Annotated in this window: 29 protein-coding genes and 1 tRNA gene; 25 read left to right on the top strand and 5 right to left on the bottom strand. The window is 65.9% G+C overall.

The genetic code is table 11. The annotated features are described in order from the left end of the window. Nucleotides 1–77 (top strand) — tRNA-Asp (locus tag AC07M8_RS11780). A 20-nt stretch (nucleotides 78–97) separates the two neighbouring features. Here AC07M8_RS11780 and AC07M8_RS11775 read toward each other — a convergent pair. From AC07M8_RS11775 to AC07M8_RS11760, 4 genes are all read right to left on the bottom strand, one after another. Continuing rightward, entirely contained in the window at nucleotides 98–304 is a 207-nt protein-coding gene (locus AC07M8_RS11775) for a DUF2842 domain-containing protein (RefSeq protein ID WP_495174514.1), read from the bottom strand. After that, on the bottom strand, nucleotides 301–837 hold the full coding sequence (locus AC07M8_RS11770; protein ID WP_495174513.1) for a 5-formyltetrahydrofolate cyclo-ligase: 537 nt from the start codon (nucleotides 835–837) through the stop codon (nucleotides 301–303). Before AC07M8_RS11770 ends, AC07M8_RS11775 begins: the two co-directional genes overlap by 4 nt. A gap of 266 nt (nucleotides 838–1,103) precedes the next feature. Further along, complete coding sequence (locus AC07M8_RS11765; RefSeq protein ID WP_267393305.1) at nucleotides 1,104–1,412, bottom strand: cell division protein ZapA; 309 nt, start codon at nucleotides 1,410–1,412, stop codon at nucleotides 1,104–1,106. After that, nucleotides 1,412–1,594, bottom strand: a complete 183-nt coding sequence (locus AC07M8_RS11760; protein ID WP_267393303.1) for a hypothetical protein — start codon at nucleotides 1,592–1,594, stop codon at nucleotides 1,412–1,414. The genes AC07M8_RS11765 and AC07M8_RS11760 overlap by 1 nt, the downstream gene beginning before the upstream one ends. A gap of 220 nt (nucleotides 1,595–1,814) precedes the next feature. On the opposite strand from AC07M8_RS11760, the gene gap reads away from it, so the two are divergent. From gap to AC07M8_RS11745, 3 genes are read left to right on the top strand one after another with little or no spacing between them, the layout of a single operon-like run. Beyond that, entirely contained in the window at nucleotides 1,815–2,822 is a 1,008-nt protein-coding gene (gene gap / locus AC07M8_RS11755; RefSeq protein ID WP_495174512.1) for a type I glyceraldehyde-3-phosphate dehydrogenase, read from the top strand. A gap of 4 nt (nucleotides 2,823–2,826) precedes the next feature. Then, on the top strand, nucleotides 2,827–3,288 hold the full coding sequence (locus AC07M8_RS11750) for an MOSC domain-containing protein (RefSeq protein ID WP_495174511.1): 462 nt from the start codon (nucleotides 2,827–2,829) through the stop codon (nucleotides 3,286–3,288). A gap of 38 nt (nucleotides 3,289–3,326) precedes the next feature. After that, on the top strand, nucleotides 3,327–4,514 hold the full coding sequence (locus AC07M8_RS11745; protein ID WP_495174510.1) for a phosphoglycerate kinase: 1,188 nt from the start codon (nucleotides 3,327–3,329) through the stop codon (nucleotides 4,512–4,514). Here the strand turns inward: AC07M8_RS11745 and AC07M8_RS11740 are convergent, their stop codons facing one another. Beyond that, the gene (locus tag AC07M8_RS11740; RefSeq protein ID WP_495174509.1) at nucleotides 4,515–5,054 is read right to left on the bottom strand and encodes a TlpA family protein disulfide reductase; all 540 of its coding nucleotides are present in this window, start codon (nucleotides 5,052–5,054) and stop codon (nucleotides 4,515–4,517) included. A gap of 135 nt (nucleotides 5,055–5,189) precedes the next feature. Between AC07M8_RS11740 and AC07M8_RS11735 the strand changes: the two genes are divergently transcribed. The 21 genes from AC07M8_RS11735 to nuoN all read left to right on the top strand — a co-directional run bounded on the left by AC07M8_RS11735 (nucleotide 5,190) and on the right by nuoN (nucleotide 24,786). After that, nucleotides 5,190–5,741 (top strand): type II toxin-antitoxin system PemK/MazF family toxin, encoded by a 552-nt coding sequence (locus AC07M8_RS11735; RefSeq protein WP_495174508.1) that lies wholly within the window; start codon nucleotides 5,190–5,192, stop codon nucleotides 5,739–5,741. A gap of 31 nt (nucleotides 5,742–5,772) precedes the next feature. Continuing rightward, on the top strand, nucleotides 5,773–6,681 hold the full coding sequence (locus AC07M8_RS11730; RefSeq protein WP_495174507.1) for a class I fructose-bisphosphate aldolase: 909 nt from the start codon (nucleotides 5,773–5,775) through the stop codon (nucleotides 6,679–6,681). A 56-nt stretch (nucleotides 6,682–6,737) separates the two neighbouring features. After that, the gene (gene thiE, locus AC07M8_RS11725; RefSeq protein ID WP_495174506.1) at nucleotides 6,738–7,418 is read left to right on the top strand and encodes a thiamine phosphate synthase; all 681 of its coding nucleotides are present in this window, start codon (nucleotides 6,738–6,740) and stop codon (nucleotides 7,416–7,418) included. A gap of 102 nt (nucleotides 7,419–7,520) precedes the next feature. After that, nucleotides 7,521–8,126, top strand: a complete 606-nt coding sequence (locus AC07M8_RS11720) for a M23 family metallopeptidase (protein ID WP_495174505.1) — start codon at nucleotides 7,521–7,523, stop codon at nucleotides 8,124–8,126. 55 nt (nucleotides 8,127–8,181) lie between these two features. Then, nucleotides 8,182–8,745, top strand: coding sequence for an elongation factor P (efp, locus tag AC07M8_RS11715; protein WP_267393286.1), 564 nt, complete (start codon nucleotides 8,182–8,184; stop codon nucleotides 8,743–8,745). A gap of 144 nt (nucleotides 8,746–8,889) precedes the next feature. Continuing rightward, nucleotides 8,890–9,702: an inositol monophosphatase family protein gene (locus AC07M8_RS11710; RefSeq protein WP_495174504.1), complete on the top strand. Its 813-nt coding sequence runs from the start codon at nucleotides 8,890–8,892 to the stop codon at nucleotides 9,700–9,702. Nucleotides 9,703–9,929: 227 nt separating this feature from the next. After that, nucleotides 9,930–10,304 carry an NADH-quinone oxidoreductase subunit A gene (gene ndhC, locus AC07M8_RS11705; protein ID WP_267393284.1) on the top strand — a complete coding sequence of 125 codons (375 nt, stop codon included), beginning with the start codon at nucleotides 9,930–9,932 and terminating at the stop codon, nucleotides 10,302–10,304. Beyond that, a complete protein-coding gene (locus tag AC07M8_RS11700; RefSeq protein ID WP_267393282.1) occupies nucleotides 10,304–10,861 on the top strand; it encodes a NuoB/complex I 20 kDa subunit family protein in 558 nt (185 codons plus the stop codon). Before ndhC ends, AC07M8_RS11700 begins: the two co-directional genes overlap by 1 nt. Then, complete coding sequence (locus AC07M8_RS11695) at nucleotides 10,858–11,712, top strand: NADH-quinone oxidoreductase subunit C (protein ID WP_495174503.1); 855 nt, start codon at nucleotides 10,858–10,860, stop codon at nucleotides 11,710–11,712. The genes AC07M8_RS11700 and AC07M8_RS11695 overlap by 4 nt, the downstream gene beginning before the upstream one ends. A 56-nt stretch (nucleotides 11,713–11,768) precedes the next feature. Beyond that, complete coding sequence (locus AC07M8_RS11690) at nucleotides 11,769–12,983, top strand: NADH-quinone oxidoreductase subunit D (RefSeq protein WP_495174706.1); 1,215 nt, start codon at nucleotides 11,769–11,771, stop codon at nucleotides 12,981–12,983. Continuing rightward, nucleotides 12,983–13,651, top strand: coding sequence for a complex I 24 kDa subunit family protein (locus AC07M8_RS11685; protein ID WP_495174502.1), 669 nt, complete (start codon nucleotides 12,983–12,985; stop codon nucleotides 13,649–13,651). Before AC07M8_RS11690 ends, AC07M8_RS11685 begins: the two co-directional genes overlap by 1 nt. Continuing rightward, entirely contained in the window at nucleotides 13,651–14,952 is a 1,302-nt protein-coding gene (nuoF, locus tag AC07M8_RS11680; protein WP_495174501.1) for an NADH-quinone oxidoreductase subunit NuoF, read from the top strand. Before AC07M8_RS11685 ends, nuoF begins: the two co-directional genes overlap by 1 nt. Next, a complete protein-coding gene (gene nuoG / locus AC07M8_RS11675) occupies nucleotides 14,952–16,946 on the top strand; it encodes an NADH-quinone oxidoreductase subunit NuoG (protein ID WP_495174500.1) in 1,995 nt (664 codons plus the stop codon). The genes nuoF and nuoG overlap by 1 nt, the downstream gene beginning before the upstream one ends. Before the next feature lie 26 nt (nucleotides 16,947–16,972). Next, complete coding sequence (nuoH, locus tag AC07M8_RS11670) at nucleotides 16,973–17,992, top strand: NADH-quinone oxidoreductase subunit NuoH (RefSeq protein ID WP_495174705.1); 1,020 nt, start codon at nucleotides 16,973–16,975, stop codon at nucleotides 17,990–17,992. 11 nt (nucleotides 17,993–18,003) lie between these two features. Continuing rightward, nucleotides 18,004–18,126: a hypothetical protein gene (locus AC07M8_RS11665; protein ID WP_495174499.1), complete on the top strand. Its 123-nt coding sequence runs from the start codon at nucleotides 18,004–18,006 to the stop codon at nucleotides 18,124–18,126. Next, complete coding sequence (gene nuoI / locus AC07M8_RS11660) at nucleotides 18,123–18,608, top strand: NADH-quinone oxidoreductase subunit NuoI (RefSeq protein ID WP_495174498.1); 486 nt, start codon at nucleotides 18,123–18,125, stop codon at nucleotides 18,606–18,608. The genes AC07M8_RS11665 and nuoI overlap by 4 nt, the downstream gene beginning before the upstream one ends. Nucleotides 18,609–18,719: 111 nt before the next feature. Next, nucleotides 18,720–19,331: an NADH-quinone oxidoreductase subunit J gene (locus AC07M8_RS11655; RefSeq protein WP_267393268.1), complete on the top strand. Its 612-nt coding sequence runs from the start codon at nucleotides 18,720–18,722 to the stop codon at nucleotides 19,329–19,331. Continuing rightward, nucleotides 19,328–19,636, top strand: coding sequence for an NADH-quinone oxidoreductase subunit NuoK (gene nuoK / locus AC07M8_RS11650; RefSeq protein ID WP_495174497.1), 309 nt, complete (start codon nucleotides 19,328–19,330; stop codon nucleotides 19,634–19,636). The genes AC07M8_RS11655 and nuoK overlap by 4 nt, the downstream gene beginning before the upstream one ends. Before the next feature lie 49 nt (nucleotides 19,637–19,685). Beyond that, a complete protein-coding gene (nuoL, locus tag AC07M8_RS11645) occupies nucleotides 19,686–21,815 on the top strand; it encodes an NADH-quinone oxidoreductase subunit L (protein WP_495174496.1) in 2,130 nt (709 codons plus the stop codon). Next, a complete protein-coding gene (locus AC07M8_RS11640) occupies nucleotides 21,812–23,341 on the top strand; it encodes an NADH-quinone oxidoreductase subunit M (protein ID WP_495174495.1) in 1,530 nt (509 codons plus the stop codon). The genes nuoL and AC07M8_RS11640 overlap by 4 nt, the downstream gene beginning before the upstream one ends. Further along, on the top strand, nucleotides 23,341–24,786 hold the full coding sequence (gene nuoN / locus AC07M8_RS11635) for an NADH-quinone oxidoreductase subunit NuoN (protein WP_495174494.1): 1,446 nt from the start codon (nucleotides 23,341–23,343) through the stop codon (nucleotides 24,784–24,786). Before AC07M8_RS11640 ends, nuoN begins: the two co-directional genes overlap by 1 nt. Nucleotides 24,787–24,788 lie beyond the last annotated feature (2 nt).

Here is a 24,788-nt window from a genome sequence, read left to right as displayed (position 1 = left end):
GCGGGTGTAGCTCAGTTGGTTAGAGCGCCGGCCTGTCACGCCGGAGGTCGCGGGTTCGAGCCCCGTCACTCGCGCCACTCCCCGCAAGGGGAGGGCGCTACCGCCAGCGGCCGGTTTCCATCCAGCGCAGCAGCGGCTTCAACGGCGCGATCCAGATGATCCCGGCCACCGCATAGAAACCAAGCTGCGCCAGCCAGTGCCAGCTACCCACCGTCGTCGAGGCGCTGGCGATGACGCCACACCATAGGACGATCAGCGCCAGGATCGCCAGCATGCCGGCAGGCTTGCGCCAGCTCGGGTTCATGCCACGATCCATTCGCGCTCAGTGACGATCGCGTGCAGCGGCACGTCCCAGGCGTCGGGCGCCAGCATCTCAACCTCCTGTATCGACCAGGCGACGCCGATCCGCCAGGCGTGCGGATGGCGTCCGAAGGCGCGATCATAATGGCCTGCGCCCTGGCCCAGCCGGTTGCCGCGGCGATCGAAGCCGATCAGCGGTGTCAGGATGATGTCCGGTTCCAGCTCGCGCGCCGTCGCTGCGGGCTGCTGCAACCCCATCGGGCCGCTCGCGAGCGCCGCTTCGGTTTCCCAGGCGAGGAACCTTAGCGGCTCGCTGCGGGTGGTGACATGGGGCAGGGCGAGCACGCATCCCGCCTCGCTCGCGGCCCGTGCCAGCGCCGATGGCGAGGCCTCGCTGCCGATCGGGACGTAGGAGGCGATCGTCATGCCTTGGGTGAGACGCCGAAGGTAGGCGCCGGGCGGCGCGATCACGCCGGCACGATTAAAGCCGTCGCGAGCAGCCCGCAACCGGGCACGAAGCGCGTTCTTGTCGGTCATGTCAGCAGCCCCGCGACGCAACAACCATGGCTGCCGTCTACACGATTTGCCGGCGCAGGAAACGCAGCAGCCTATCGCTGCGGCAATCATTGGGAGCGGGTGGCGGGCCCGCCGTGGCCGTTTGCCAAATTATCCTCCGACGCCCAGAACGTCAGGTGGGGACCATGTGCGTCAGGCCAGGGCCTGGGCAGGGACAGCCCCCTAGGATGAAGAATAGCCTCGGGGATGTTTGAGGCTCGTACCGGGCAGAACCCGCCATCACCTATCTAGGTGGTCGAGGGCGTCTGCTCAAGGGCATTCGCAAGCGCCTCCAGCCGGTCGGCGATCCGCGCCAGCGCGGCCTCGCTCACGGCGGCGCCTTCGGGTGGTCGCTGGATCATCTCGTCGAGATCGTCGGCGAGCATCAGCGCGACCAGCAGCATCGCGCGTTCGCTGTCCATGCCGCCTGCAGCGCGGTTCGCCGCCGGCCAACGCTCGCCGAGCATCCGCCCCAGCAGTTTGACGCGGGCTTCCTCGCCATCGCGGCAGGCAACGGTGTGCGGGCGCCCGCCGATCTGCAGCGTCACCTCGGCCATCAGCCATTGCTCCCGCGGGCGATGACGTCGTCGAGCGCGCTCACCGCCTCGGCCATCCGCGCCTTGAGCGCGGCATGGCGGCGCGCCAGCGCATCGCCTGCCCGGGCACGGGCATCGATTGCCGCTTCGATTCGAGCAAGGGCCGCGTCGACCCGGTCGACCGCGGAGTGGGTGTCTGCCATCGAGGGCAAGTAGGGTCGCAAGGGGTCGGCGGCAACCCGGCTTGGCCGCGCCGTTCGCCCCGCTCGTCGCGTCGGCTGCCGCTGCCGTCAGCGGCGGCGATGCGGCGGTTGACAGGGTGGGGCGCCCCCCGCAAAGGCGACCCGCCCGCCGTGGCCGGCGCCCTGCGATCCGGGGCAGAGCCGCGACGATCCAGCACGCGACACGCGAGGAGACTTTCGGATGACCAAGGTAGCGATCAACGGCTTCGGGCGCATCGGGCGCCTCGTCGCACGGGCGATCATCGAGCGCGGCGGCCATGATCTCGAGCTGGTCGCGATCAACGATCTCGCCGATGCCAAGTCCAACGCCTGGCTGTTCAGCCGCGACAGCGTCCATGGCAAATACCCCGGCACCGTCGCCGCTGAGGGTGACGACCTGGTGATCGACGGCAAGCGCATCCGCGTCACCGCCGAGCGCGATCCCGCCAACCTGCCGCACCAGGAGCTCGGCGTCGAGCTGGTGCTCGAATGCACCGGCTTCTTCACCGACAAGGCCTCGTGCCAGAAGCATATCGATGCCGGTGCCAAGAAGGTGCTGATCTCGGCCCCGGGCAAGGGCGTCGACCTGACGGTGGTGTTCGGCGTCAACAACGACCAGCTCACCGCCGATCACACGATCGTCTCGAACGCGTCGTGCACCACCAACTGCCTGGCGCCGGTCGCCAAGGTGCTCAACGACAGCGTCGGTATCGAACGTGGCCTGATGACCACCGTCCACGCCTATACCAACGACCAGAAGATTCTCGATCAGATCCACCCGGACCTGCGCCGCGCCCGCGCCGCGGCAATGAACATCATCCCCACCACGACCGGCGCCGCGCGTGCGGTCGGCGAAGTGCTGCCCGAGCTCAAGGGCAAGCTCGACGGCTCGGCGATCCGCGTGCCGGTGCCGGACGTCAGCCTGGTTGACCTCACCTTCACGCCCAAGCGCGATACCAGCAAGGAAGAGATCAACGCGATCCTCAAGGCAGCGTCCGAGAGCGGTCCGCTCAAGGGCATCCTGGTCTATTCGGACGAGCCGCTGGTCTCGATCGATCTCATGCACACTCCGCAGAGCTCGACGGTGGATAGCCTGGAGACTGCGGTAATCGACGGCAAGCTGGTCCGCGTCGTGTCCTGGTACGACAATGAATGGGGTTTCTCCAACCGCATGGTCGATACCGCCGCGGCGATGGCGAAGTTCCTCTAACCTGATGGGCGGCATCCTCGCCGGGATCGCGCGGCATGCCTTTCCCAAGGCGCCGATGGAGGTCGTCGACCGTGTCGCCGTCTCAGTCGAGGCGGGGCTCGATGGCGACTTCCGCGGCGCGGTGAAGCCCGGCGGCCGGGCCCGCCGGCAAGTATCGCTGGTGGAGCGTGGTGACTGGGAAACGGCGATGGCCGCGGTCGGCCACAATCTGCCGTGGCAGGAGCGCCGCGCCAATCTGCTGGTCGACGGCCTCGATCTGCCTCAGGTGCCGGGAACACGGCTGCGGATCGGCACGGTGGTGCTCGAGATCACCCAGGAATGCGATCCGTGCAGCCGCATGGAAACGCTCGCCGCCGGCCTCAAGGCGGCGCTCACCCCCGACTGGCGCGGCGGCGTGCTCGCCAGGGTGATCGAGGGCGGCGCGATTGCAATCGGCGACCCGATCCTCGTCGAGCCGGCGATCTGATACATTACCCCACTTCCACGAACTCAGCGGAGCGCGCGATGACCAGGACCTTCAAGACGCTTGACGACATCGGCGACGTCACCGGCAAGCGCGTGCTCGTTCGCGAGGACCTCAACGTGCCGATGGCCGATGGCGCGGTGACCGACGACACCCGGCTGCGCGCGACCATCCCCACCGTCACCGAACTGGCCGACAAGGGCGCGATCGTGCTCGTCCTCGCCCATTTCGGTCGGCCCAAGGCGCCGACCCCCGATCTGTCGCTGGCGCTGGTTACCAAGCCCTATGAGCAGGTGCTCGGCCGTCCGGTTCGCTACATCGACTGGGAGGGCGCCGAGGACGCGGTGGCGACGCTCCAGCCCGGCAATATTGCCGTGCTCGAGAACACCCGCTTCTTCGGCGGCGAGGAAAAGAACGATCCGGCCGTGGTCGATCGCTTCGCCGCGCTGGGCGAGTTTTACGTCAACGACGCCTTTTCCGCCGCGCACCGCGCCCATGCCTCGACGGAAGGGCTCGCCCATCGGCTGCCCGCCTTCGCCGGCCGTGCGATGGAAGCCGAGCTCGACGCACTGGAAAAGGCGCTGGGCAATCCCGCGCACCCGGTCGCGGCGGTGGTCGGCGGCGCCAAGGTCTCGACCAAGCTCGATGTGCTGAAACATCTCGTCGGCAGGGTCGATCACCTGATCATCGGCGGCGGCATGGCCAACACCTTCCTCGCCGCGCGCGGCGTCAACGTCGGCAAGTCGCTGTGCGAGCATGATCTCACCGGTACCGCCGACGAGATTATGGCCGCCGCCGATCGTGCCGGCTGCACCGTGCATCTGCCCTATGACGTGGTCGTCGCCACCGAGTTCAAGCCGAACCCGGCAACCCGTACCGTCAACGTCCACGAGGTCGCGGCCGACGAGATGATCCTCGATGTTGGTCCGGCGGCGGTCGAGGCCTTGGGCGACGTCCTCAAGAATTGCCGCACCCTGGTGTGGAACGGACCGATGGGGGCGTTCGAGACTCCGCCGTTCGATGTCGCCACGGTCAGCCTTGCCAAGACCGCGGCGGCACTCACCCAGGATGGCAGCCTGGTCTCCGTCGCCGGCGGCGGCGACACCGTTGCCGCGCTCAATCAGGCGGGCGTCGCCGATCGCTTCACCTTCGTGTCGACCGCCGGCGGGGCCTTCCTTGAGTGGATGGAAGGCCGCGAGTTGCCGGGCGTAGCGGCGCTAACCAGCTGATCAGCTTGCCGCGGCGAGCGTGGGCGGTGCCGCTTCGTTGAGGAGCGGCACCAGCACGCCATTAAGTTCGTCGAGCGTGAAGGCGCCGGCCTTGGCGTAACGGATCACGCCGGCGCGATCGATCACGTAATTGGTCGGTAGCGCGCCCATTACATCATAGGGCCCCTTGATCCGTCGTGCGGAGGGGATGGCCATTGCCGCGAACAGCGGCTTCAGCCTGAAGATCGGCAGCGAGTCCTCGGTGGCGATGGCGAATACCTTTAGCCCGCGCTGGTTGCGCCTCCGGTAATAGGTATCGAGCAGCGGCAGTTCTGTCCGGCACGGCCCGCACCAGGTTGCCCAGAAATTCAGCACCACCACCTGCCCCCGCAGGTCCGCCAGCCTGACCTTGCTGTTGTCGAGCATGGTCAGCTCGAAATCGGGTGCATGGGTGCCGACCGTCAGCCGCTTGTCCGCGGCCGCACTGGCTCCGCCCCCTGCAATTGCACCTGCTCCAGCCACGAGCAGCAGGGCTGCCGCCCAGCCGGCCTTCTTCTTCATCGTTATCCTCCGCCTCAAATCCAACGAAATTGACGTCGCGCGTCAAGAGGGCCGGTAGGATGTGTCGGAGCCAATCAACAGTTGAATCGAGGGTACGCGTGCGATAGCGTTTAACATGTTAAACGGAGATGGCAGATGCTGGGTGTCCGGCTAGATAGCGACCTCGAAGAACGGCTTGCCGCGGTGTCGCGCACCCAGGGGCGCAGCAAGAGCGATGTCGCACGCGAGGCGGTGCGTCGCTTCGTCGATCTGCATGACGACGCCTATCGGCGCGAGGCGCGGCGCCAGTCGCTGCGCGCCTCTGCTCGCGACGATGCCGCGGACGAACGGTTCTGGGCGGATCCTGCGCAGCCCGATGACGGCGCCGTCGCCCATGGCGCGATCGTGCTCGTTGCCGACTGGGGGGACGGAGCCGCGCGGCCGTGCGTGGTGGTCCAGTCCGATCTGTTCAACGATTCCCACAGCACCGTCACGCTGTGCCCGCTTACCAGCAAGGTGGGAGGCGAGGCGCTGTTCCGCGTCACGATCTCGCCGCGCGAGCAGAACGGGCTGACTGCCGAATGCGAGGTGCAGGTCGACCGTGTCGCCAGCATCGACCGCGTTCGCGTGCGCGGCGTGATCGGTCATGCCTCTGCAACCCGGATGGAGCAGATCGACCAGGCGCTACGGCGCTGGCTGATGCTGTGACCGGCCCGATGTCGTTTCCAAGGAGCCTGCCATGACGCCCATCGTCCAAGCGATACTCGACAACTATGAAGCGACTAGCCCAGCGGTGAAGGCCAACCTTGCCCGCATCCTGATGCACGGCAAGCTCGGCGGCACCGGCAAGCTGGTGATCCTGCCGGTCGATCAGGGCTTCGAGCATGGTCCGGCGCGCTCGTTCGCGATCAATCCGGCGGCCTATGATCCCCATTATCACTATCAGCTCGCGGTCGATGCCGGCCTGTCCGCTTATGCAGCGCCGCTCGGCGCGCTCGAGGCGGGGGCGGATACCTTCGCCGGGCAGGTCCCGACCATCCTCAAGCTCAACAGCTCGAACAGCTGGGCGACCAGCATCGACCAGGCGGTGACCGGCAGCGTTTCGGATGCGCTGCGGCTCGGCTGCGCGGCGATCGGCTTCACCATCTATCCGGGCTCGGACCAAATCCTCGAGCAGATCGAGGAATTTCGCGAACTTGCCGAAGAAGCCAAGTCGGTCGGCATCGCCACCGTGCTGTGGAGCTATCCGCGGGGTGGCAAGCTCTCCAAGGAGGGCGAACTGGCGCTCGACGTCAGCGCCTATGCCGCGCACATCCCGGCGCTGCTCGGCGCGCACATCATCAAGGTCAAGCTGCCGACCGCGCACATCGAGCAGCCCGAGGCGCAGCAAGCCTATGCGGGCACCGACTGGTCGAGCCAAGCCGGTCGCGTCCGCCATGTCGTCCAGGCAAGCTTCGCGGGGCGCCGCATCGTCGTCTTCTCGGGCGGTGCCGCCAAGGGCACCGACGCCGTCTACCAGGACGCGCGCGACATCCTCGCCGGCGGCGGCAACGGCTCGATCATCGGCCGCAACACCTTCCAGCGCCCGCGCGAGGAGGCGCTGGACATGCTCGCCAAGCTGATCGCCATCTACAAGGGCGTTGAATAGAACGAGGCATAAGCGCGCTGCTTTCGCTGGCGGCGTGGACAGGGTAGGGGGGCGGGATGATTGAAGACGATCCCCTCGGGCCGCTCGACCCTGACTTCGCCGCCAACTTCAAGCGGACCGATCGCCGGCCGCCCTGCCAATTGTACCTGGTCTCGCCGCTCGACGTGACCGGCGGCTTTGCCGACCGGCTCGCGCGCGCGCTCGACGCCGGGCCGGTCGCCGCCTTCCAGTTTCGCATCAAGGACGTTGACCAGCATGCCGCCGCGGCGCTCGCCGAGCCGTTGCAGCGGATCTGTGCCGAGCGCGACGTGGCGTTCATCGTCAACGACAGCATCAGCCTTGCCAAGCGGCTCGGCGCCGACGGCGTCCACCTCGGCCAGGAGGATGGCGACCCGCGCGAGGCGCGCACGGCGCTCGGCCCCAACGCCCAGATCGGCGTCACCTGCCACGACAGCCGTCACCTCGCGATGGAGGCCGGCGAGGCCGGCGCGGATTATGTCGCGTTCGGCAGCTTTTATCCGACCGCCACCAAGGAGGTGAAGCATCACGCCGAGCCGTCGATCCTGTCGTGGTGGGCATCGATGTTCGAACTGCCGTCGGTGGCGATCGGCGGGATCACGCCCGCCAATGCCGCGCCGCTGATCGCCGCCGGCGCCGATTTCATCGCCGTCTCGGGTGCGGTGTGGAACGGCGACGAGGCTGCGGCGATCCGCGAGTTCGCCATGCTGCTCGGCTAGGCCAGACCACGATCGTTCCGTTCGGGAAACAAAGCGGCGGATCGCCCGTTGTTTTCGGACGGGAGAACGAACGATGACGGCGACGACACGGCGGGTGCGAGCATGACGCGGCTGGGCTGGGGCATTCTCGGGTTGATCGTAGCCGGACTGGCGGCCTTCCTGTCGATGACGAGCTTCGGCAACGGAGCCGAGCGCATGTCGATTGAGGTGCCACCGGCTGCGGATCGCGAATCGCGGTCCGGGCGCTTGGGGTCACTCCCCACCGGCGTGCTCGCCGTACCGGTCGCGGGTATCGCGCGCAGTGCGATCCACGACAATTGGGGCGAGGCCCGCGGTGGCGGCACCCGCAGCCATCACGGCACCGACATTGCCGCGCCGGCCGGGACGCCGGTTGTCGCCGCGGCGCCGGGCGTGATCGAGAAGCTGTTCCAGTCGCGGCTCGGCGGCACCACCGTCTACGTCCGCTCGCCCGATCGCCAGCTGGTCTATTATTATGCCCATCTCGCCGGCTACGCGCCGGGGTTGCACGAAGGCCAGGCGGTGAAAGCGGGCGAGCGCATCGCCTTTGTCGGCGACACCGGCGACGCCGGACCCGGCAATTACCACCTCCATTTCGGGCTGCAGCGCACCCGCCCCGACGAGCGCTGGTACCAGGGCGAGGACATCAACCCCTACCCGATGCTTGCCGCCCGGCGGGCTGCAAGCTAAAGGCGCGCCATCGGGCGCCGCTGGGTGCCCTCGCTCTTTGCAGTAGGTCAAATCCATGAAGATCAGCGGCGTGGACATTCGTCCCGGCAACATCATCGAGTATGAAGGCGGCATCTGGCGTGCGGTGAAGATCCAGCACACCCAGCCCGGCAAGGGCGGCGCCTACATGCAGGTCGAGATGAAGAACCTGATCGATGGCCGCAAGAACAACGTCCGCTTCCGCTCCGCCGAAACGGTCGAGCGCGTCCGCCTCGACACAAAGGACTTTCAGTTCCTGTTCCGCGACGGCGATGCGCTGACCTTCATGGACAAGGACAATTACGAGCAGATCACGCTTGATGCCGGAATCCTCGGCGATGCCGCGGCGTTCCTTCAGGACGGCATGGACGTGGTCCTCGAACTGTATGACGAGCGCCCGATCTCGGTCGAGCTGCCGAGCACGATCGAGGCGACGATCGTCGAGGCCGATGCGGTGGTGAAGGGGCAGACCGCCTCGTCGAGCTACAAGCCCGCGCTGCTCGAGAATGGCGTGCGGGTGATGGTGCCCCCGCATATCGGCGCCGGTACCAGGATCGTGGTCGACGTCTACGAACAGACCTACGTCCGCCGCGCCGACTGATCGCATCCCTCTCCCGTCGGGAGAGCACGGCCCAGCGTTCCGAAGCCCGGCGGGGCCCATGCCTCGCCCGGCCTCACCATCCCACCGTCACCGGCGGCGGGTCCTTCTCTCTCCCGCCGGGAGGGGGGTTATCGAGAAGAAACAATGCCCAGCCATTCCGGCATCATGACCGTCATCGAGCGCGCCGCCCGCAAGGCCGCGCCGCAGCTCCGTCGCGACTTCAATGAGGTCCAGCACCTCCAGGTCAGCCGCAAGGGGCCGGCGGATTTCGTGACCATGGCCGACAAGCGCGCCGAGGACACGCTCTACCAGGAGCTCAGCAAGGCGCGGCCGGACTGGGGCTTCCTGATGGAGGAGGGCGGCGAGGTGATCGGCGATCCCAGCAAGCCGCGCTTCATCATCGATCCGCTGGATGGTACCTCCAACTTCCTCCACGGCATCCCGCATTTCGCCATGTCGATCGCGGTCGAGGAGCCGATGCCGAGCGGCAAGCGCGAGGTGACCACCGCGCTCATCTACCAGCCGCTCACCGACGAGAGCTTCTGGGCTGAAAAGGGCCGCGGCGCCTGGCTCACCGACCAGCGGCTGCGCGTGTCGTCGCGTCGCGACATGAGCGAGGCATTGATCGCCACCGGCATTCCGTTCCTCGGCCATGGCGACTTCGTCCAGTGGAGCCGCATCTTTGGTGCGATCGCCCCGGAAGTCGCCGGCATCCGCCGGTTCGGCGCCGCGGCGCTCGATCTCGCTTGGGTCGCAGCCGGGCGCTATGACGGCTATTGGGAATCCGGGCTGAAGCCATGGGACGTCGCCGCCGGCGTGTTGCTGGTCAAGGAAGCCGGCGGCTTCGTCACCGATTTCCGCGGTGGCGACCGGCCGATGGAGCGCAACGAGTTCCTCGCTGCCAACGATTCCCTCCATTCGCGGCTGCACAAACTGGTCGCCAGCGCACTGCGCTGATCGGCGGCCATTACGCCGGCGGGGTTTGCATCGCCGGATCCAGTTACTATCTGTAAAAGCACGGGATCTCGCCACCTCGGCGGGGTCTCGGCGCTGATCGTGCGACCAACGGCTAACGGTCGTACGGCTTACCTATTTTTGCGAGTGATTCTCAGGGCCTCGCGGCCTTGCCGGGTCGTTTGCATCGTCCTAAAGCCTCCCCATCATTCGCACTTGCGAGAAGCCAATTGGTCGATCTGTCGCAATACCTGCCGATCCTGCTGTTCCTCGGCGTTGCCTTGGCGCTGTCGAGCGCCTTTGTGTTCCTGCCGATGGTGGTCGGCCGGCTCACCGGGGCGCACAAGCCCAACGAGCAGAAGCTCTCCGAATATGAATGCGGGTTCCCGGCCTTCGAGGATCCGCGCAGCCAGTTCGACGTGCGCTTCTATCTCATCGCCATCCTGTTCATCATCTTCGACCTCGAAGCCGCCTTCATCTATCCCTGGGCGGTCTCTGTTTTCACCCTCGGGTGGACGGCTTGGTTCTCGATGATGATCTTTATCGCCGAGCTCGCGCTTGGCCTTGTCTACGCATGGAAGAAGGGAGCGTTGGATTGGGAATGATGCCCTCTTCCGGACCCGTCGAGCTCGATCGCGCGGCTTCTGCCAGCTCGCTCGTTCCGCCCGACCAGGGCTTTTTCGACAGCCTCAACGGCGAGCTGACCGACAAGGGTTTCCTTGTCACCTCGACCGAGGATCTGTTCCAGTGGGCCCGTACCGGCTCGTTGTGGTGGATGACCTTCGGGCTCGCCTGCTGCGCGGTCGAGATGATCCACGTCAACATGCCGCGCTATGACCTGGAGCGGTTCGGCGCTGCGCCGCGGGCAAGCCCGCGCCAGTCTGACGTGATGATCGTCGCCGGCACGCTGTGCAACAAGATGGCACCGGCGCTGCGCAAGGTGTACGATCAGATGTCGAACCCGAAGTATGTGATCTCGATGGGGTCATGTGCGAACGGCGGCGGCTATTACCATTACAGCTACAGCGTTGTGCGCGGCTGTGACCGGATCGTGCCCGTCGACATCTACGTGCCGGGCTGTCCGCCGACGGCCGAGGCGTTGCTCTACGGCATCATGCAGCTGCAGCGGAAGATCCGTCGCTCGGGGAGCATTGAACGGTGAGGGCGCCTGCTCCTGCCTTTGCGGCCAACCTTAATGGCGAGACGATCGATGCGGTTCGCGCCGCGGTCGGCGCCTCGCTGATCGACGCAGTCGAGCAGGTTGGTGAGGTCGCGCTGTACGTCGAACGCCAGGCGATTGTCACGGTGCTTGCCGCGCTGCGTGACACGCCCGGCCTTGAATATCAGCAGCTGATGGAGATTGCCGGCGTCGACTATCCGGAGCGCCCGGAGCGCTTCGAGGTGGTCTATTGCCTGCTGTCGCTCACCCGCAATCATCGCCTCCACGTCCACGTCTCGACCGATGACACGCAACCGGTGCCGTCGGTTACCGGGCTGTGGCCGGTCGCCGGCTGGCTCGAGCGCGAGGTGTACGACATGTACGGCGTGCTGTTCACCGGCAACGCCGACCTGCGCCGCATCCTTACCGACTATGGCTTCAGCGGCCATCCGCAACGCAAGGACTTCCCGCTCAGCGGCTTTGTCGAAATGCGCTATTCCGAGGAAGAGAAGCGCGTCGTCTACCAGCCGGTGCAACTGGCGCAGGATTTCCGCACCTTCGACTTCCAGAGCCCCTGGGAAGGTGCGCAATATGTGCTGCCGGGTGACGAAAAGGCGGCGCTGCCCGAGGCCAAGGGTGCGCCGACGCCGCTGAACGCCGATGCGATCCAGAAGGCCGATGCCGCGCAGACGCCGGCCAAGGCGCCGACCGCGGGTAGCGAGCCTTACGCCAAGAACGACGCCACCAGCACTGCGAAGACTGGCGCCGGCGACGCCGATGCCGGCAACAAGCGTGAAGACAAGCCCGTGGACGCCGACGTCGTCCCCTCCAAGGGCGAAGGACAGAACCAGTGAGCCAGGAAACGCTGATCGCGCCCGCCACGACCACGGTCGATCCTTATGTCGACGAGCTGTTGGACAAGACCAGCGGCGCGCACCCGACCGAGGGCGATGTCGCGATCCAGAACTACACCATCAACTTCGGGCCGCAGCATCCTGCCGCGCACGGCGTGTTGCGATTGGTCACCGAACTTGATGGCGAGATCATCGAGCGGATCGATCCGCACGTCGGCCTGCTGCATCGCGGCACCGAGAAGCTGATCGAGTACAAGACCTACACGCAGGCGATCCCTTACTTCGATCGCCTCGATTATTGCTCGCCGATGTGCATGGAGCACACGTTCGTTCTGGCGATCGAAAAGCTGCTCGATCTCGAGGTGCCGGAGCGCGCGCAGTATCTCCGCGTGTTCTTCGCCGAGCTGACCCGCATTTCCAATCACATGCTCAACCTCGGCAGCCATGTGATGGACGTCGGCGCGATGACGCCGAACCTGTGGCTGTTCGAGATCCGCGAGGATTGCTTCAATTTCTTCGAGCGCGCGACCGGTGCGCGGATGCACTCCAACTATTTCCGTCCGGGCGGCGTCCATCAGGACGTGCCGCTCAAGCTGCTCACCGATATCGCCGACTGGCTCGACACCCGCCTGCCGCGGCTGTTCGAGGATGCGATCAGCCTGGTTGCCGACAATCGGATCTTCAAGCAGCGCAACGTCGATATCGCGATCGTCAGCCGCGAGGATGCGATCGCCTGGGGCTTCTCGGGCCCGATGATCCGCGGCGCCGGCATCCCCTGGGACCTGCGCAAGTCGCAGCCCTATGATGTCTATGCCAAGATGGACTTCGACATCCCGGTCGGCACCCGCGGCGATTGCTATGATCGCTTCATGGTGCGCGTCGAAGAGGTTCGTCAGTCCGCACGGATCATGAAGCAGTGCCTGCGCGACATGCCCGAGGGCCCGATCGCCAGCAGCGATCGCAAGGTCGTGCCGCCCAAGCGCGCCGAGATGAAGCAGTCGATGGAAGCGCTGATCCATCACTTCAAGCTCTATACCGAAGGCTATCACGTCCCCGCCGGTGAAGTGTATGTCGCCACCGAGAGCCCCAAGGGTGAGTTCGGCGTGTTCCTGGTCGCGGATGGCTCCAACAAGCCGTATCGCTGCAAGATCCGCCCGACCGCGTTCAGCCATCTCCAGGCGATGGACTTCATGAGCCGCGGCCACATGCTTGCCGACATCACGGCGATCCTGGGCGCGATGGATATTGTTTTTGGTGAGTGTGACCGCTGATGGCTGAAGCAGCGCAAATCCCCGACGAAACCGAGACCCGCGCCCGCTGGGGCGGCTTCACCTGGTCGGACGAAAACCAGATCAAGGCGAACGAGATCCTCGGCCGCTACCCCAAGGGTCGCGAGCAGTCGGCATCGATCCCGTTCCTCGATCTCGCCCAGCGCCAGGTCGGGGCGGAAACGCATACCCAGGGCTGGTTGCCGGTGCCGGTGATCGAGTTCGTCGCACGGGCAATCGGCGTGCCGTATATGCGCGTGTTCGAGGTTGCGACCTTCTACACGATGTTCAACCTTGCGCCCGTCGGCCGATTCCACGTCCAGGTGTGCGGCACCACGCCGTGCATGCTGCGCGGGTCGGACGACGTGCTCGCAGCCTGCAAGAACCGCGGCCTCGTCAAGGGCGGTACCACGCCGGACGGCATGTTCACGCTGACCGAGGTCGAGTGCCTCGGCACCTGCGCCAACGCGCCGATGGTCCAGATCAACGACGACAATTACGAAGACCTGGACTACGATCGCACCGTGGCGGTGCTCGAGGCGCTGGCCAAGGGCGAACAGCCCAAGACCGGCTCCACCATCGGCCGCCAGACCAGTGCGCCGGAAGGCGAGCCGACCACGCTCAAGGCGATGGTGGGCGACAACCACGATTATCGGAGCGAGTGGGCCTGATGCTGGCTGACAAGGACCGCATCTTCACCAACGTCTACGGGTTCCAGCCATGGAACCTTGAGGGCGCGCTGAAGCGGGGCGACTGGGACAATACCAAGGCGCTGATGGCGCTCGGCCAGGACGCGATCATCGACGTGGTCAAGGCCTCCGGGCTGCGCGGCCGTGGCGGCGCCGGCTTCCCGACCGGGACCAAATGGTCGTTCATGCCCAAGGAGCCCAAGCCCGACCGGCCGAACTTCCTGGTGATCAACGCCGACGAGTCCGAGCCCGGTTCGTGCAAGGACCGCGAGATCATCCGTCACGATCCGCACAAGCTGATCGAGGGCGCGCTGATCGCCGGCTTCGCGATGCGCGCGCGCGCCGCCTACATCTACATCCGCGGCGAATATATCCGCGAGGCCGAAACGCTGTTCGCGGCGGTCGCCGAGGCCTATGACAAGGGCCTGATTGGCAAGAATGCCAGCGGTTCTGGCTATGATTTCGACGTCTTCGTCCACCGCGGCGCCGGCGCCTACATCTGCGGCGAAGAAACCGCGATGCTTGAGAGCCTTGAGGGCAAGAAGGGCCAGCCGCGCCTCAAGCCGCCGTTCCCGGCTGGCGCAGGCCTCTACGGCTGCCCGACGACGGTGAACAACGTCGAATCGATCGCAGTGGTGCCGACCATCCTGCGTCGCGGCGCCTCGTGGTTCTCGTCCTTCGGGCGCGAGAACAACAAGGGCACCAAGCTCTTCCAGATCTCGGGACACGTGAACCGGCCGTGCGTGGTCGAGGACTCGATGGGGATCAGCTTCCGCGAGATGATCGAGACGCATTGCGGCGGTATCCGCGGCGGCTGGGACAATCTGCTCGCGGTAATCCCCGGCGGCTCCTCGGTGCCGCTGGTGCCCGCTAAGGACATCATGGATGCGCCGATGGATTTCGACGGCCTCAAGGCGGTCGGCTCGGGGCTCGGCACCGCGGCGGTGATCGTGATGGACAAGTCCACCGACATCGTCCGCGCGATCAGCCGTATCTCCTATTTCTACAAGCATGAGAGCTGCGGCCAGTGCACGCCGTGCCGCGAGGGCACCGGCTGGATGTGGCGGGTGATGGAGCGGCTGCGCACCGGCGACGCCGACATTTCCGAGATCGACACGCTGCAGCAGGTCACCAAGCAGATCGAAGGCCACACGATCTGCGCGCTCGGCGATGCCGCGGCCTGGCCGATCCAGGGTCTGATCAAGCATTTCCGCCCTGAAATCGAACGCCGCATCCGCGAGCGCGGCGGCGATCTGGCACCGATGATGGAAGCTGCCGAGTAATGCCCAAGCTCAAGGTCGATGGAATCGAAGTGGAGGTGCCGCAGGGCGCCACCGTGCTTCAGGCGTGCGAGATCGCGGGCAAGGAGATCCCGCGCTTCTGCTATCACGAGCGGCTCAGCATCGCCGGCAACTGCCGGATGTGCCTGGTCGAGGTAAAGCCAGGGCCGCCCAAGCCGCAGGCCTCCTGCGCGCTGCCGGCTGCTGACAACCAGGAGGTGTTCACCACCTCGCCGATGGTCAAGCAGGCACGCGAGGGCGTGATGGAATTCCTGCTGATCAATCATCCGCTCGATTGCCCGATCTGCGATCAGGGCGGCGAGTGCGATCTGCAGGATCAGTCCGTCGCCTATGGCAAGGGCCACAGCCGCTACACCGAGAACAAGCGCGCGGTGACCGAGAAGTACATGGGCCCGATCGTCAAGACGATCATGACCCGGTGCATCCAGTGCACCCGCTGCGTGCGCTTCGCCGAGGAAGTCGCCGGCGTCGAGGAGATCGGCGCGATCTATCGTGGCGAGGACATGCAGATCACCTCCTACCTCGAGCAGGCGGTGACGAGCGAGCTCAGCGGCAATGTCGTCGATCTCTGCCCGGTCGGCGCGCTGACCTCCAAGCCCTACGCCTATGAGGCGCGGCCGTGGGAGCTCAAGAAGACGCTGGCGATCGACGTGATGGACGCGGTCGGCACCAACATCCGCCTCGACAGCCGCGGCCGCCAGGTGCTGCGCTGCGTGCCGCGCATCAACGAGGACGTCAACGAGGAGTGGGCGAGCGACAAGACGCGCCACCATGTCGACGGTCTGGTCCGCCGCCGCCTCGACAAGCCGTTCATCCGCAAGGGCGGCAAGCTCGTGCCCGTCAGCTGGGACGAGGCGTTCGCGGCGATCAAGGCGGTCAACGCCGGGTCGAGCGTCGCCGCGGTCGCGGGCGACCAGCTCGACTGCGAGACGATGTACGCCGCCAAGGCGATGCTCGGCGCGATGGGCTCGACGCTGCTTGAAGGCCGCCAGACGGGCATGGACTATGATACGTCCAGCCTCGCCGCGGTGAACTTCAACACCACTATCGCCGGCGTCGAACAGGCCGATGCGATCCTGCTGGTCGGCACCAACCTGCGCTGGGAAGCGCCGCTGGTGAACACCCGGATCCGCAAGGCGATCAAGAAGGGCGCCAAGGTTTATGCGATCGGCCCCGAGACCGACCTGACCTACAAGGTCGAGTGGCTCGGCAGCGAGCTGTCGCTGCTCGGCAACCTGCCCGAGGCCGCGGCGGAGCTGTTCCGCAACGCCGCCAAGCCGATGGTCATCGTCGGCGGTGGCGCGTTGAAGGGCGGCCATGGCGCTGCGCTCAAGTTCGCGAGCGAGTTCAACCTGGTGCGTGACGGCTGGAACGGCTTCAACGTCGTCCACATGGCCGCGGCGCGGATGGGCGGGCTGATGCTCGGCTATGCGCAAAAGGGCGGCATCGCCGACCTTGCCGATGCCAAGCTCACCTTCTTCCTCGGCGCCGACGAGGTGGACTTCACCAAGTTCGCCGGGTTCAAGGTCTATGTCGGTCATCATGGCGATCAGGGTGCGCGCCATGCCGACGTGATCCTGCCGGGCGTCACCTATGCCGAGAAATCGGGCACCTGGGTGAACCTCGAAGGTCGCGTTCAGCGTGGCGAGCGGGCCGTGTTCGCGCCCGGCGATGCGCGCGAGGATTGGACGATCTTCCGTGCATTGTCCGAAGTGCTCGGCCACACCCTGCCGTTCGACAGCCTCGCCGGCCTGCGCGAGGCGATGGCGACCGAGGTTCCGGCGCTGCGCAGCCCCGGGCTTGCCACCTTCGCCTGGAACCCGCCGTCGCTCGACGGCGCCGCGCAGGGCGATCTTGCCGGCTACCCGATCAAGGATTTCTACCTGACCAACGCGATCTGCCGCGCATCGCCGACGATGCAGCGCTGCTCGGCCGAGCTGATCCATGGCGAAGAGTTCGCGGAGGCCGCGGAGTGACCAACTTCTTCACCTACACGGTCGGCATGCCGTATGGCTGGGCGTGGTTCGTCGCGACCATCATCGGCATCCTGGTGATCGCGCTGCCGCTGATGCTGGCGGTGGCGATGATCATCTATGCCGATCGCAAGATCTGGGCGGCGATGGCGTTGCGCCGCGGCCCCAACGTGGTCGGCCCGTTCGGCCTGCTGCAGAGCTTTGCCGACGGCCTCAAGGTGTTCCTCCAGGAAACCATCGTGCCCTCGGCGGCCAACCGCGGGCTGTTCCTGCTCGCGCCGATCATCACCTTCACGGTGGCGCTGATCGTCTGGGCGGTGATCCCGTGGCAGGCGGGCGTGGTGCTTGCCGACATCAACGTCGGCCTGCTCTACGTGCTCGCGGCCTCGTCGCTCGGCGTCTACGGCGTGATCCTGTCGGGTTGGGCGTCCAACTCCAAATATCCCTTCTACTCGGCGCTCCGCGCGGCCGCGCAGATGGTCAGCTATGAAGTCGCGATCGGCTTCATCCTGATCTCGGTGGTGATGTGGTCAGGCAGCTTCAACCTGTCCGACATCGTCGTCGCCCAGCAGGGCCATGGCCTCGGCTGGATCAACGGCTTCTGGATCAACCCGCTGCTGTTCCCGATGGCGGTGATGTTCTTCATCTCCAGCCTCGCCGAGACGCAGCGCGCGCCGTTCGATCTCACCGAGGCGGAGAGCGAGCTCGTCGCCGGTTACCAGACCGAATATAGCTCGATGAGCTTTGCGCTGTTCTGGCTCGGCGAATATGCCAACGTCATCCTGATGTGCGCGCTCAACGCGACGCTGTTCTGGGGTGGCTGGCTGCCGCCGCTCAACATCGGCTTCCTCTATTGGGTGCCGGGCATCATCTGGCTGCTGCTGAAGATGGCATTCTTCTTCTTCCTGTTCAGCTGGGTGAAGGCGACCGTGCCGCGCTACCGGTATGACCAGCTGATGCGGCTCGGCTGGAAGGTGTTCCTGCCCCTGTCGCTGTTCTGGGTGTTCCTGGTATCGGGCGTGCTGATGCTGATGCGGGTACCGATGTGATCGGCGCCCGGATGCAGACAGCGATCGAACGCGCGGGGCTGCGGCCCGGCGCGCTGCTTAACCGGGCCCTTGCGGGCGTGGTGATCGGCTTGGTGGTCGTGTTGATCGACCGAATGATAGGATACGGATCGTGAGCGTCGCTCAGCTCGTCAAATCGTTCACGCTTTGGGAATTCGTGAAGGCTCATGCCCTCACGCTGAAGTATTTCTTCAAGCCCAAGGCCACGATCAACTATCCCTATGAGAAGAATCCGCTGTCGCCGCGATTTCGGGGCGAGCATGCGTTGCGCCGTTATCCCAATGGCGAGGAACGCTGCATCGCCTGCAAGCTGTGCGAAGCGGTGTGCCCGGCGCTGGCGATCACCATCGAGGCCGAGCCGCGTGACGACGGCAGCCGTCGCACCACGCGCTACGACATCGACATGACCAAGTGCATCTACTGTGGTCTGTGTCAGGAGGCATGCCCGGTCGACGCGATCGTCGAGGGGCCGAACTTCGAGTTCGCCACCGAGACGCGCGAAGAGCTGATCTACGACAAGGCGAAGCTGCTCGACAACGGCGATCGCTGGGAGCGTTCGATCGCGGCGAACCTTGCCGCCGATGCGCCGTACCGCTAGGCGCCCGCGCATGGTTCTTTCCACTTCCGTCATCCCTGCGCCCGCCGGGATCTCGTGCTTCAAGCCCAACCTCGAACGGACCATGGCGCCTGCCGTGGTGGCGGTGACGCTGTGATCCAGGCTCTCGCTTTCTACCTGTTCGCGATTATCGTGATCGGCTCGGGCGCGATGACGATTTCGTCGCGCAACCCGGTTCATTCGGTAATGTGGCTGATCCTCGCCTTCTTCAACGCCGCCGGGCTCATGGTGCTGGTCGGCGCCGAGTTCATCGCGATGCTGCTCGTCATCGTCTATGTCGGCGCGGTCGCGGTGCTGTTCCTGTTCGTGGTGATGATGCTCGACATCGAGGTTGCTGAGATGCGCGCGGGCTTCGCACGCTATCTGCCGCTCGGTCTGGCGCTCGCCGCCGGGCTGCTGATCGAGATCGTGATCGGCCTTAAGGCATGGACCGCTGGCGGCGTACAGGTCGCGCAGCGGATCGCGCCGGTCGATGCCGCGGTGCCGAACATCCAGGCGATCGGCAATCTGCTCTACACGCGCTATCTGTTCGTGTTCGAAGGCGCCGGCTTTGTGCTGCTCGTCGCGATGATCGGTGCGATCGTGCTCACCCATCGCCAGCGTGGCGGTGTCCGGGGCCAGAACATCAGCCGGCAGAACGCGCGCCGTCCGCAGGACGCGACGCGCAACACGCAACCGCAAGTCGGGCAGGGGGTCCAGCTGTGACGATCGGCCTTATCCACTATCTGGTCGTCGCGGCGATCCTGTTCACCATGGGGGTGCTCGGCATCTTCCTCAACCGGAAGAACATCATCGTCATCCTGATGGCGATCGAGCTGATCCTGCTCGCGGTGAACCTCAACCTGGTCGCCTTCTCGGCCTATCTGCACGACCTCGTCGGCCAGGTGTTCGCGATGTTCGTGCTCACCGTCGCGGCTGGCGAAGCGGCGATCGGCCTCGCCATTCTGGTGATCTATTTCCGTGGCCGCGGCACGATCGCGGTCGATGACGTCAACCGGATGAAGGGGTGATGTCCTTGCACGCTACGCGTAATACCTCCCGCAAGCGGAAGGCCGGTCGGTGACTTCGATCCTGTTCATTGTATTCCTGCCGCTGCTCGCCGCCGCCATCGCGGGGCTCGGCAATAAGGCGATCGGCTTTGCGCCTGCCAAGCTGATCACCACGGGGGCGCTGTTCGTCAGCTGCGCGCTGAGCTGGCCGATCTTCCTCGGCTTCCTCGCCGGCACCAGCACCGCGCATGTCGTGCCGGTATTCGAGTGGATCGCCAGCGGCGACATGACCGTCGCCTGGTCGCTCCGCGTCGACCAGCTCACCGCGGTGATGCTGGTGGTGATCACCAGCGTCTCGGCGCTCGTCCACCTCTATAGCTGGGGCTATATGAGCGAGGACCCCGATCAGCCGCGCTTCTTCGCCTATCTCTGCCTGTTCACCTTCGCGATGCTGATGCTCGTGACCGCGGACACGCTGGTGCAGATGTTCTTCGGCTGGGAAGGCGTCGGTCTCGCCTCCTACCTGCTGATCGGCTTCTGGTTCCGCAAACCCTCCGCCAACGCCGCCGCGATCAAGGCCTTCGTGGTCAACCGCGTTGGCGATCTCGGCTTCATGCTCGGCATCTTCGGCACCTTCCTGGTGTTCGGCACCGTCTCGATCCCGGCGATCCTCGCCGCCGCGCCGACCATGGCGGGCTCCACCATCGGCTTCCTCGGCATGCGCCTGGATACGATGACCGTGCTCTGTCTGCTGCTGTTCGTCGGCGCGATGGGCAAGTCGGCGCAGCTCGGCCTCCACACCTGGCTGCCGGACGCGATGGAGGGCCCGACCCCGGTGTCGGCGCTGATCCACGCGGCGACGATGGTCACCGCCGGCGTGTTCATGGTCTGCCGCCTGTCGCCGATGTTCGAGATGAGCCCCACGGCGCTCCACGTCGTCACCACCGTCGGCGCCGCGACCTGCCTGTTCGCGGCCACCGTCGGCCTGGTGCAGACCGACATCAAGCGCGTGATCGCCTATTCGACTTGCTCGCAGCTCGGCTACATGTTCTTCGCCGCCGGCGTCGGCGCCTATGGCGCGGCGATGTTCCACCTGTTCACCCACGCCTTCTTCAAGGCGCTGCTGTTCCTCGGCGCGGGTTCGGTGATCCACGCGATGCACCACGAGCAGGACATGCGCTATTACGGTGGCCTGCGTAAAAGCATCCCGCTCACCTTCTGGGCGATGATGATGGGCACGCTCGCGATTACCGGCGTCGGCATTCCCGGCATCCTCGGCTTGCCGCAGATCGGCTTTGCCGGCTTCCACTCCAAGGATGCGATCATCGAAACCGCCTGGGCGGCGGGGCAGCCCGGCGTGTGGTTCGTCGGCGTCGCGGTCGCGGCGATCACCAGCTTCTATTCGTGGCGGCTGATGTTCCTCACCTTCTGGGGCACGCCGCGCTGGGCCGCGTCCGAGCATATCCAGCACGCGGTGCATGATGCGCACGGCCATGGTCATGACGATCATGCCCACGGCCATGGCCATGACGCGCATCACGCCGACGAGGCCCATGGCAACCCCGCCACGGCCGAGGATTCGGGCGATCATCCGTCGGAGCATGGCCCGGCGCAGCAGGACCTGCCGGCTGGCACTGGTGGCTATCATCCGCACGAGAGCCCGCCGCCGATGCTGATCCCGCTGGTGCTGCTGTCGATCGGTGCGATCGCGGCCGGCTTCGTCTTCCACGGCTATTTCATCGAGCCGACTTCGGGCGAGACCTTCTGGAAGGGCAACATCGCCTTCCGCGAGCATCTGATGCACGCGATGCATGGCGTACCGGTGATGATCAAGCTGTCGGCGACCATCGCCATGCTGCTCGGGCTGCTGACCGCCTGGTATGCCTATATCGCGAATCCGGGCTTCCCGGTCGCGGTGGCGAGCCAGTTCCGGATCCTCTACCGCTTCCTGCTCAACAAATATTATTTCGACGAGCTGTATCACCTGATCTTCGTCCGTCCCGCCTTCGCGCTTGGCCGCTGGCTGTGGCATCGCGGCGACGAGAAAACGATCAACCGGTTCGGGCCTGACGGCGCCGCCTGGGTGGCGCAGCTCTCCAGCCGGGTCGCCGGCCGGTTCCAGACGGGATATGTCTACACCTATGCCTTCGTCATGCTGATCGGGCTTACCGCGGCCGTTACCTGGGCGATCACGAAGTGAGCGGCTTCCCCATCCTCTCCGTGATGCTGGCGATCCCCGCGATCGCCGCCATCGTCTGCCTGTTCGTGTCGGCCTCGGCGGCGCGGACGCTGGCGCTCGCCGCCACCCTGATCGATTTCGCGCTCGGCATCCTGCTGTGGGCGAATTACGACATCGGCGGCGCGCAGTGGCAGTTCGTCGAGCAGGGCGCCAACCTCGGCGTGTTCCGCTGGGACCTCGGCATCGACGGCTTCGCGCTGCTGCTGATCATGCTTAGCGTGTTCCTGATGCCGATCTGCATCGGCGCCAGCTGGCGTTCGGTGACGACGCGCGTGCCGGAATATATGGCGGCGTTCCTGCTCACCGAGGTGCTGATGATCGGCACCTTCGCGGCGCAGGATCTCTACCTGTTCTACATCTTCTTCGAAGCCGGCCTCATTCCGATGTACCTGATCATCGGTATCTGGGGCGGCGCGAACCGGATCTACGCGTCGTACAAGTTCTTCCTGTACACGCTGCTCGGCTCGCTGCTGATGCTGGTCGCGATGATCTACATGGTCGGCCAGGCCCATACCACCAGCATCCCCGCGCTGATGAACCACGATTTCCCGGCGCATATCCAGACGCTGCTGTGGCTCGGCTTCTTCGCCTCCTTCGCGGTCAAGATGCCAATGTGGCCGGTCCACACCTGGTTGCCCGACGCCCACGTCCAGGCGCCGACCGCCGGGTCGGTGATCCTTGCCGGCGTGCTGCTCAAGCTCGGCGGCTACGGCTTCCTGCGCTTCAGCCTGCCGATGTTCCCCGAGGCGTCGGGCCAGCTCACCTGGCTGATCTTCGCGCTGTCGGCGATTGCGGTGATCTACACTTCGCTGGTCGCGCTGGTGCAGAGCGACATGAAGAAGCTGATCGCTTATTCCTCGGTCGCGCACATGGCGATCGTCACCATCGGCCTCTTTGCCTTCAACCGGCAGGGGCTCGAGGGCGCGATGATCATGATGCTTAGCCACGGCCTCGTCTCGGGCGCGCTGTTCCTGTGCGTCGGCGTGATCTACGATCGCCTCCATACCCGCGAGATCTCGCGCTACGGCGGCCTCGCGATCAACATGCCGCGCTATGCCCTGTTCTTTCTGTTCTTCACCATGGCCTCGATCGGCCTGCCGGGGACCAGCGGGTTCGTCGCCGAGTTCCTGTCGCTGATGGGCACCTATCAGGTCTCGACCTGGACGGCGCTGCTCTGCACCACCAGCATCATCCTCGGCGCCGCCTACATGCTCTACCTCTACCGCCGCGTTGTGTTCGGGGAGATCAAGGCCGACGACGTTCGCGAGATGAAGGATCTGTCGGGCCGCGAGCTGTGGCTGCTCGCCCCGATCGCCGCGGTCGCACTGTGGATGGGCGTCTATCCCGAGAGCTTCATGGCGCCGATGCGCAAGGATGTCGGCGTGCTGCTCGCCCGGATTGACCGCGCGACGCCGCATAGCGATTCCCAACCCACCGCAGGCCGGCCCGCCGCGGTTCATGCCGCCGCCGATGAGAGCGCACACTGATGGATTACGCCGCTAACCTCGCCATGACCCTGCCCGAGGTGATCCTCGGGGTGGGCGCGATCGTGCTGATGCTGGTCGCCGCCTGGGGTGGCCCGGCATCGACCAGGGCCATCTCCTGGGCTGCGGTCGCCGTCCTCGCGGGCGCCGGCGTCGCGCTGCTCGGGCCGGCATCCAGCGGTGGCTCGGCGTTCGACGGGCTGTATCGCGCCGATGCGTTCGCCGGCTTCGCCAAGACACTGATCTTCATCGCCTCCGCCGTTGCGATCTTGCTCGCGCCCAACTTCTTCCAGCGCACCACGGGCGACGATCTGCGGCCGGAATATCCGGTGCTGATCCTGCTCTCGGCTGCGGGCATGGGCATGATGGTGTCGGCGTCCGATCTGCTGACGCTCTACGTGGGCCTCGAGTTGCAGAGCCTCGCCGCTTATGTGCTGGCCAGCATCATGCGTCGCGACATCCGTTCGGCTGAGGCGGGGCTGAAGTATTTTATCCTCGGTGCGCTCGCGAGCGGCATTTTGCTGTACGGAATCAGCCTGGTCTACGGGTTCAGCGGCACCACCTTGTTCAGCGGCATCGCCACCGCCTATGCCGGCCCGCGTTCGCTCGGCCTGCTGTTCGGCCTGGTTTTCGTGTTCGCCGGCCTGGCGTTCAAGATCTCAGCGGTGCCGTTCCACATGTGGACGCCCGACGTCTATGAAGGCGCGCCCACCCCGGTGACGGCGTTCTTCGCGTCGGCCCCGAAGGTCGCGGCGATGGGTCTCGCCGTGCGCGTCGCCGTCGAAGCGATGGGCCCGGCGACCGGCGAATGGCGTCAGATCGTGATCTTCGCGGCGCTGGCCTCGATCATTCTCGGCGCGGTGGCGGCGATCGGCCAGACCAACATCAAGCGGCTGCTGGCTTATTCGTCGATCAACAACGTCGGCTTCGCGCTCGTCGGCCTCGCCGCCGGCACGCCCGAGGGGGTCGCGTCGGTGCTGTTCTACCTGACCATCTACATCGCGATGACGCTTGGCGGCTTCCTAGTCGTGCTGCAGATGCGCGATGCCACCGGCCAGCCGGTCGAGACGCTGGCGAGCCTGGCCGGCCTGTCGCGCACGCGTCCGGGTCTCGCGGCGGCGATGGCGATCTTCATGTTCAGCCTCGCCGGTATCCCGCCGCTGCTTGGGTTCAACGCCAAGCTGGCGGTGTTCAACGCTGCCGTGGCCGCCGGGCTGTACCCGCTTGCCGTGATCGGCTTCGTCGCCTCGGTGATCGGCGCCTATTATTATCTGCGCGTCGTCAAGGTGATGTACTTCGACGATCCCGCGCCCGAGTTTCAGCGCGACGGCTCGATGGTCGAGGGCGGAATGATCGCCATCGCCGCCACCTTCGTGTCGCCGGTCGGCTGGATCGTGCTCGCGCCGCTCGGCGTCTGGACGCTCACCGCCGCGCGGGCGCTGTTCTGACC

This window comes from Sphingomonas sp. GW821-FHT09E03 (assembly GCF_059416225.1).
Note: the sequence above shows the minus strand (reverse complement) of the source record. Positions and strands in the feature narration are given on the sequence as shown.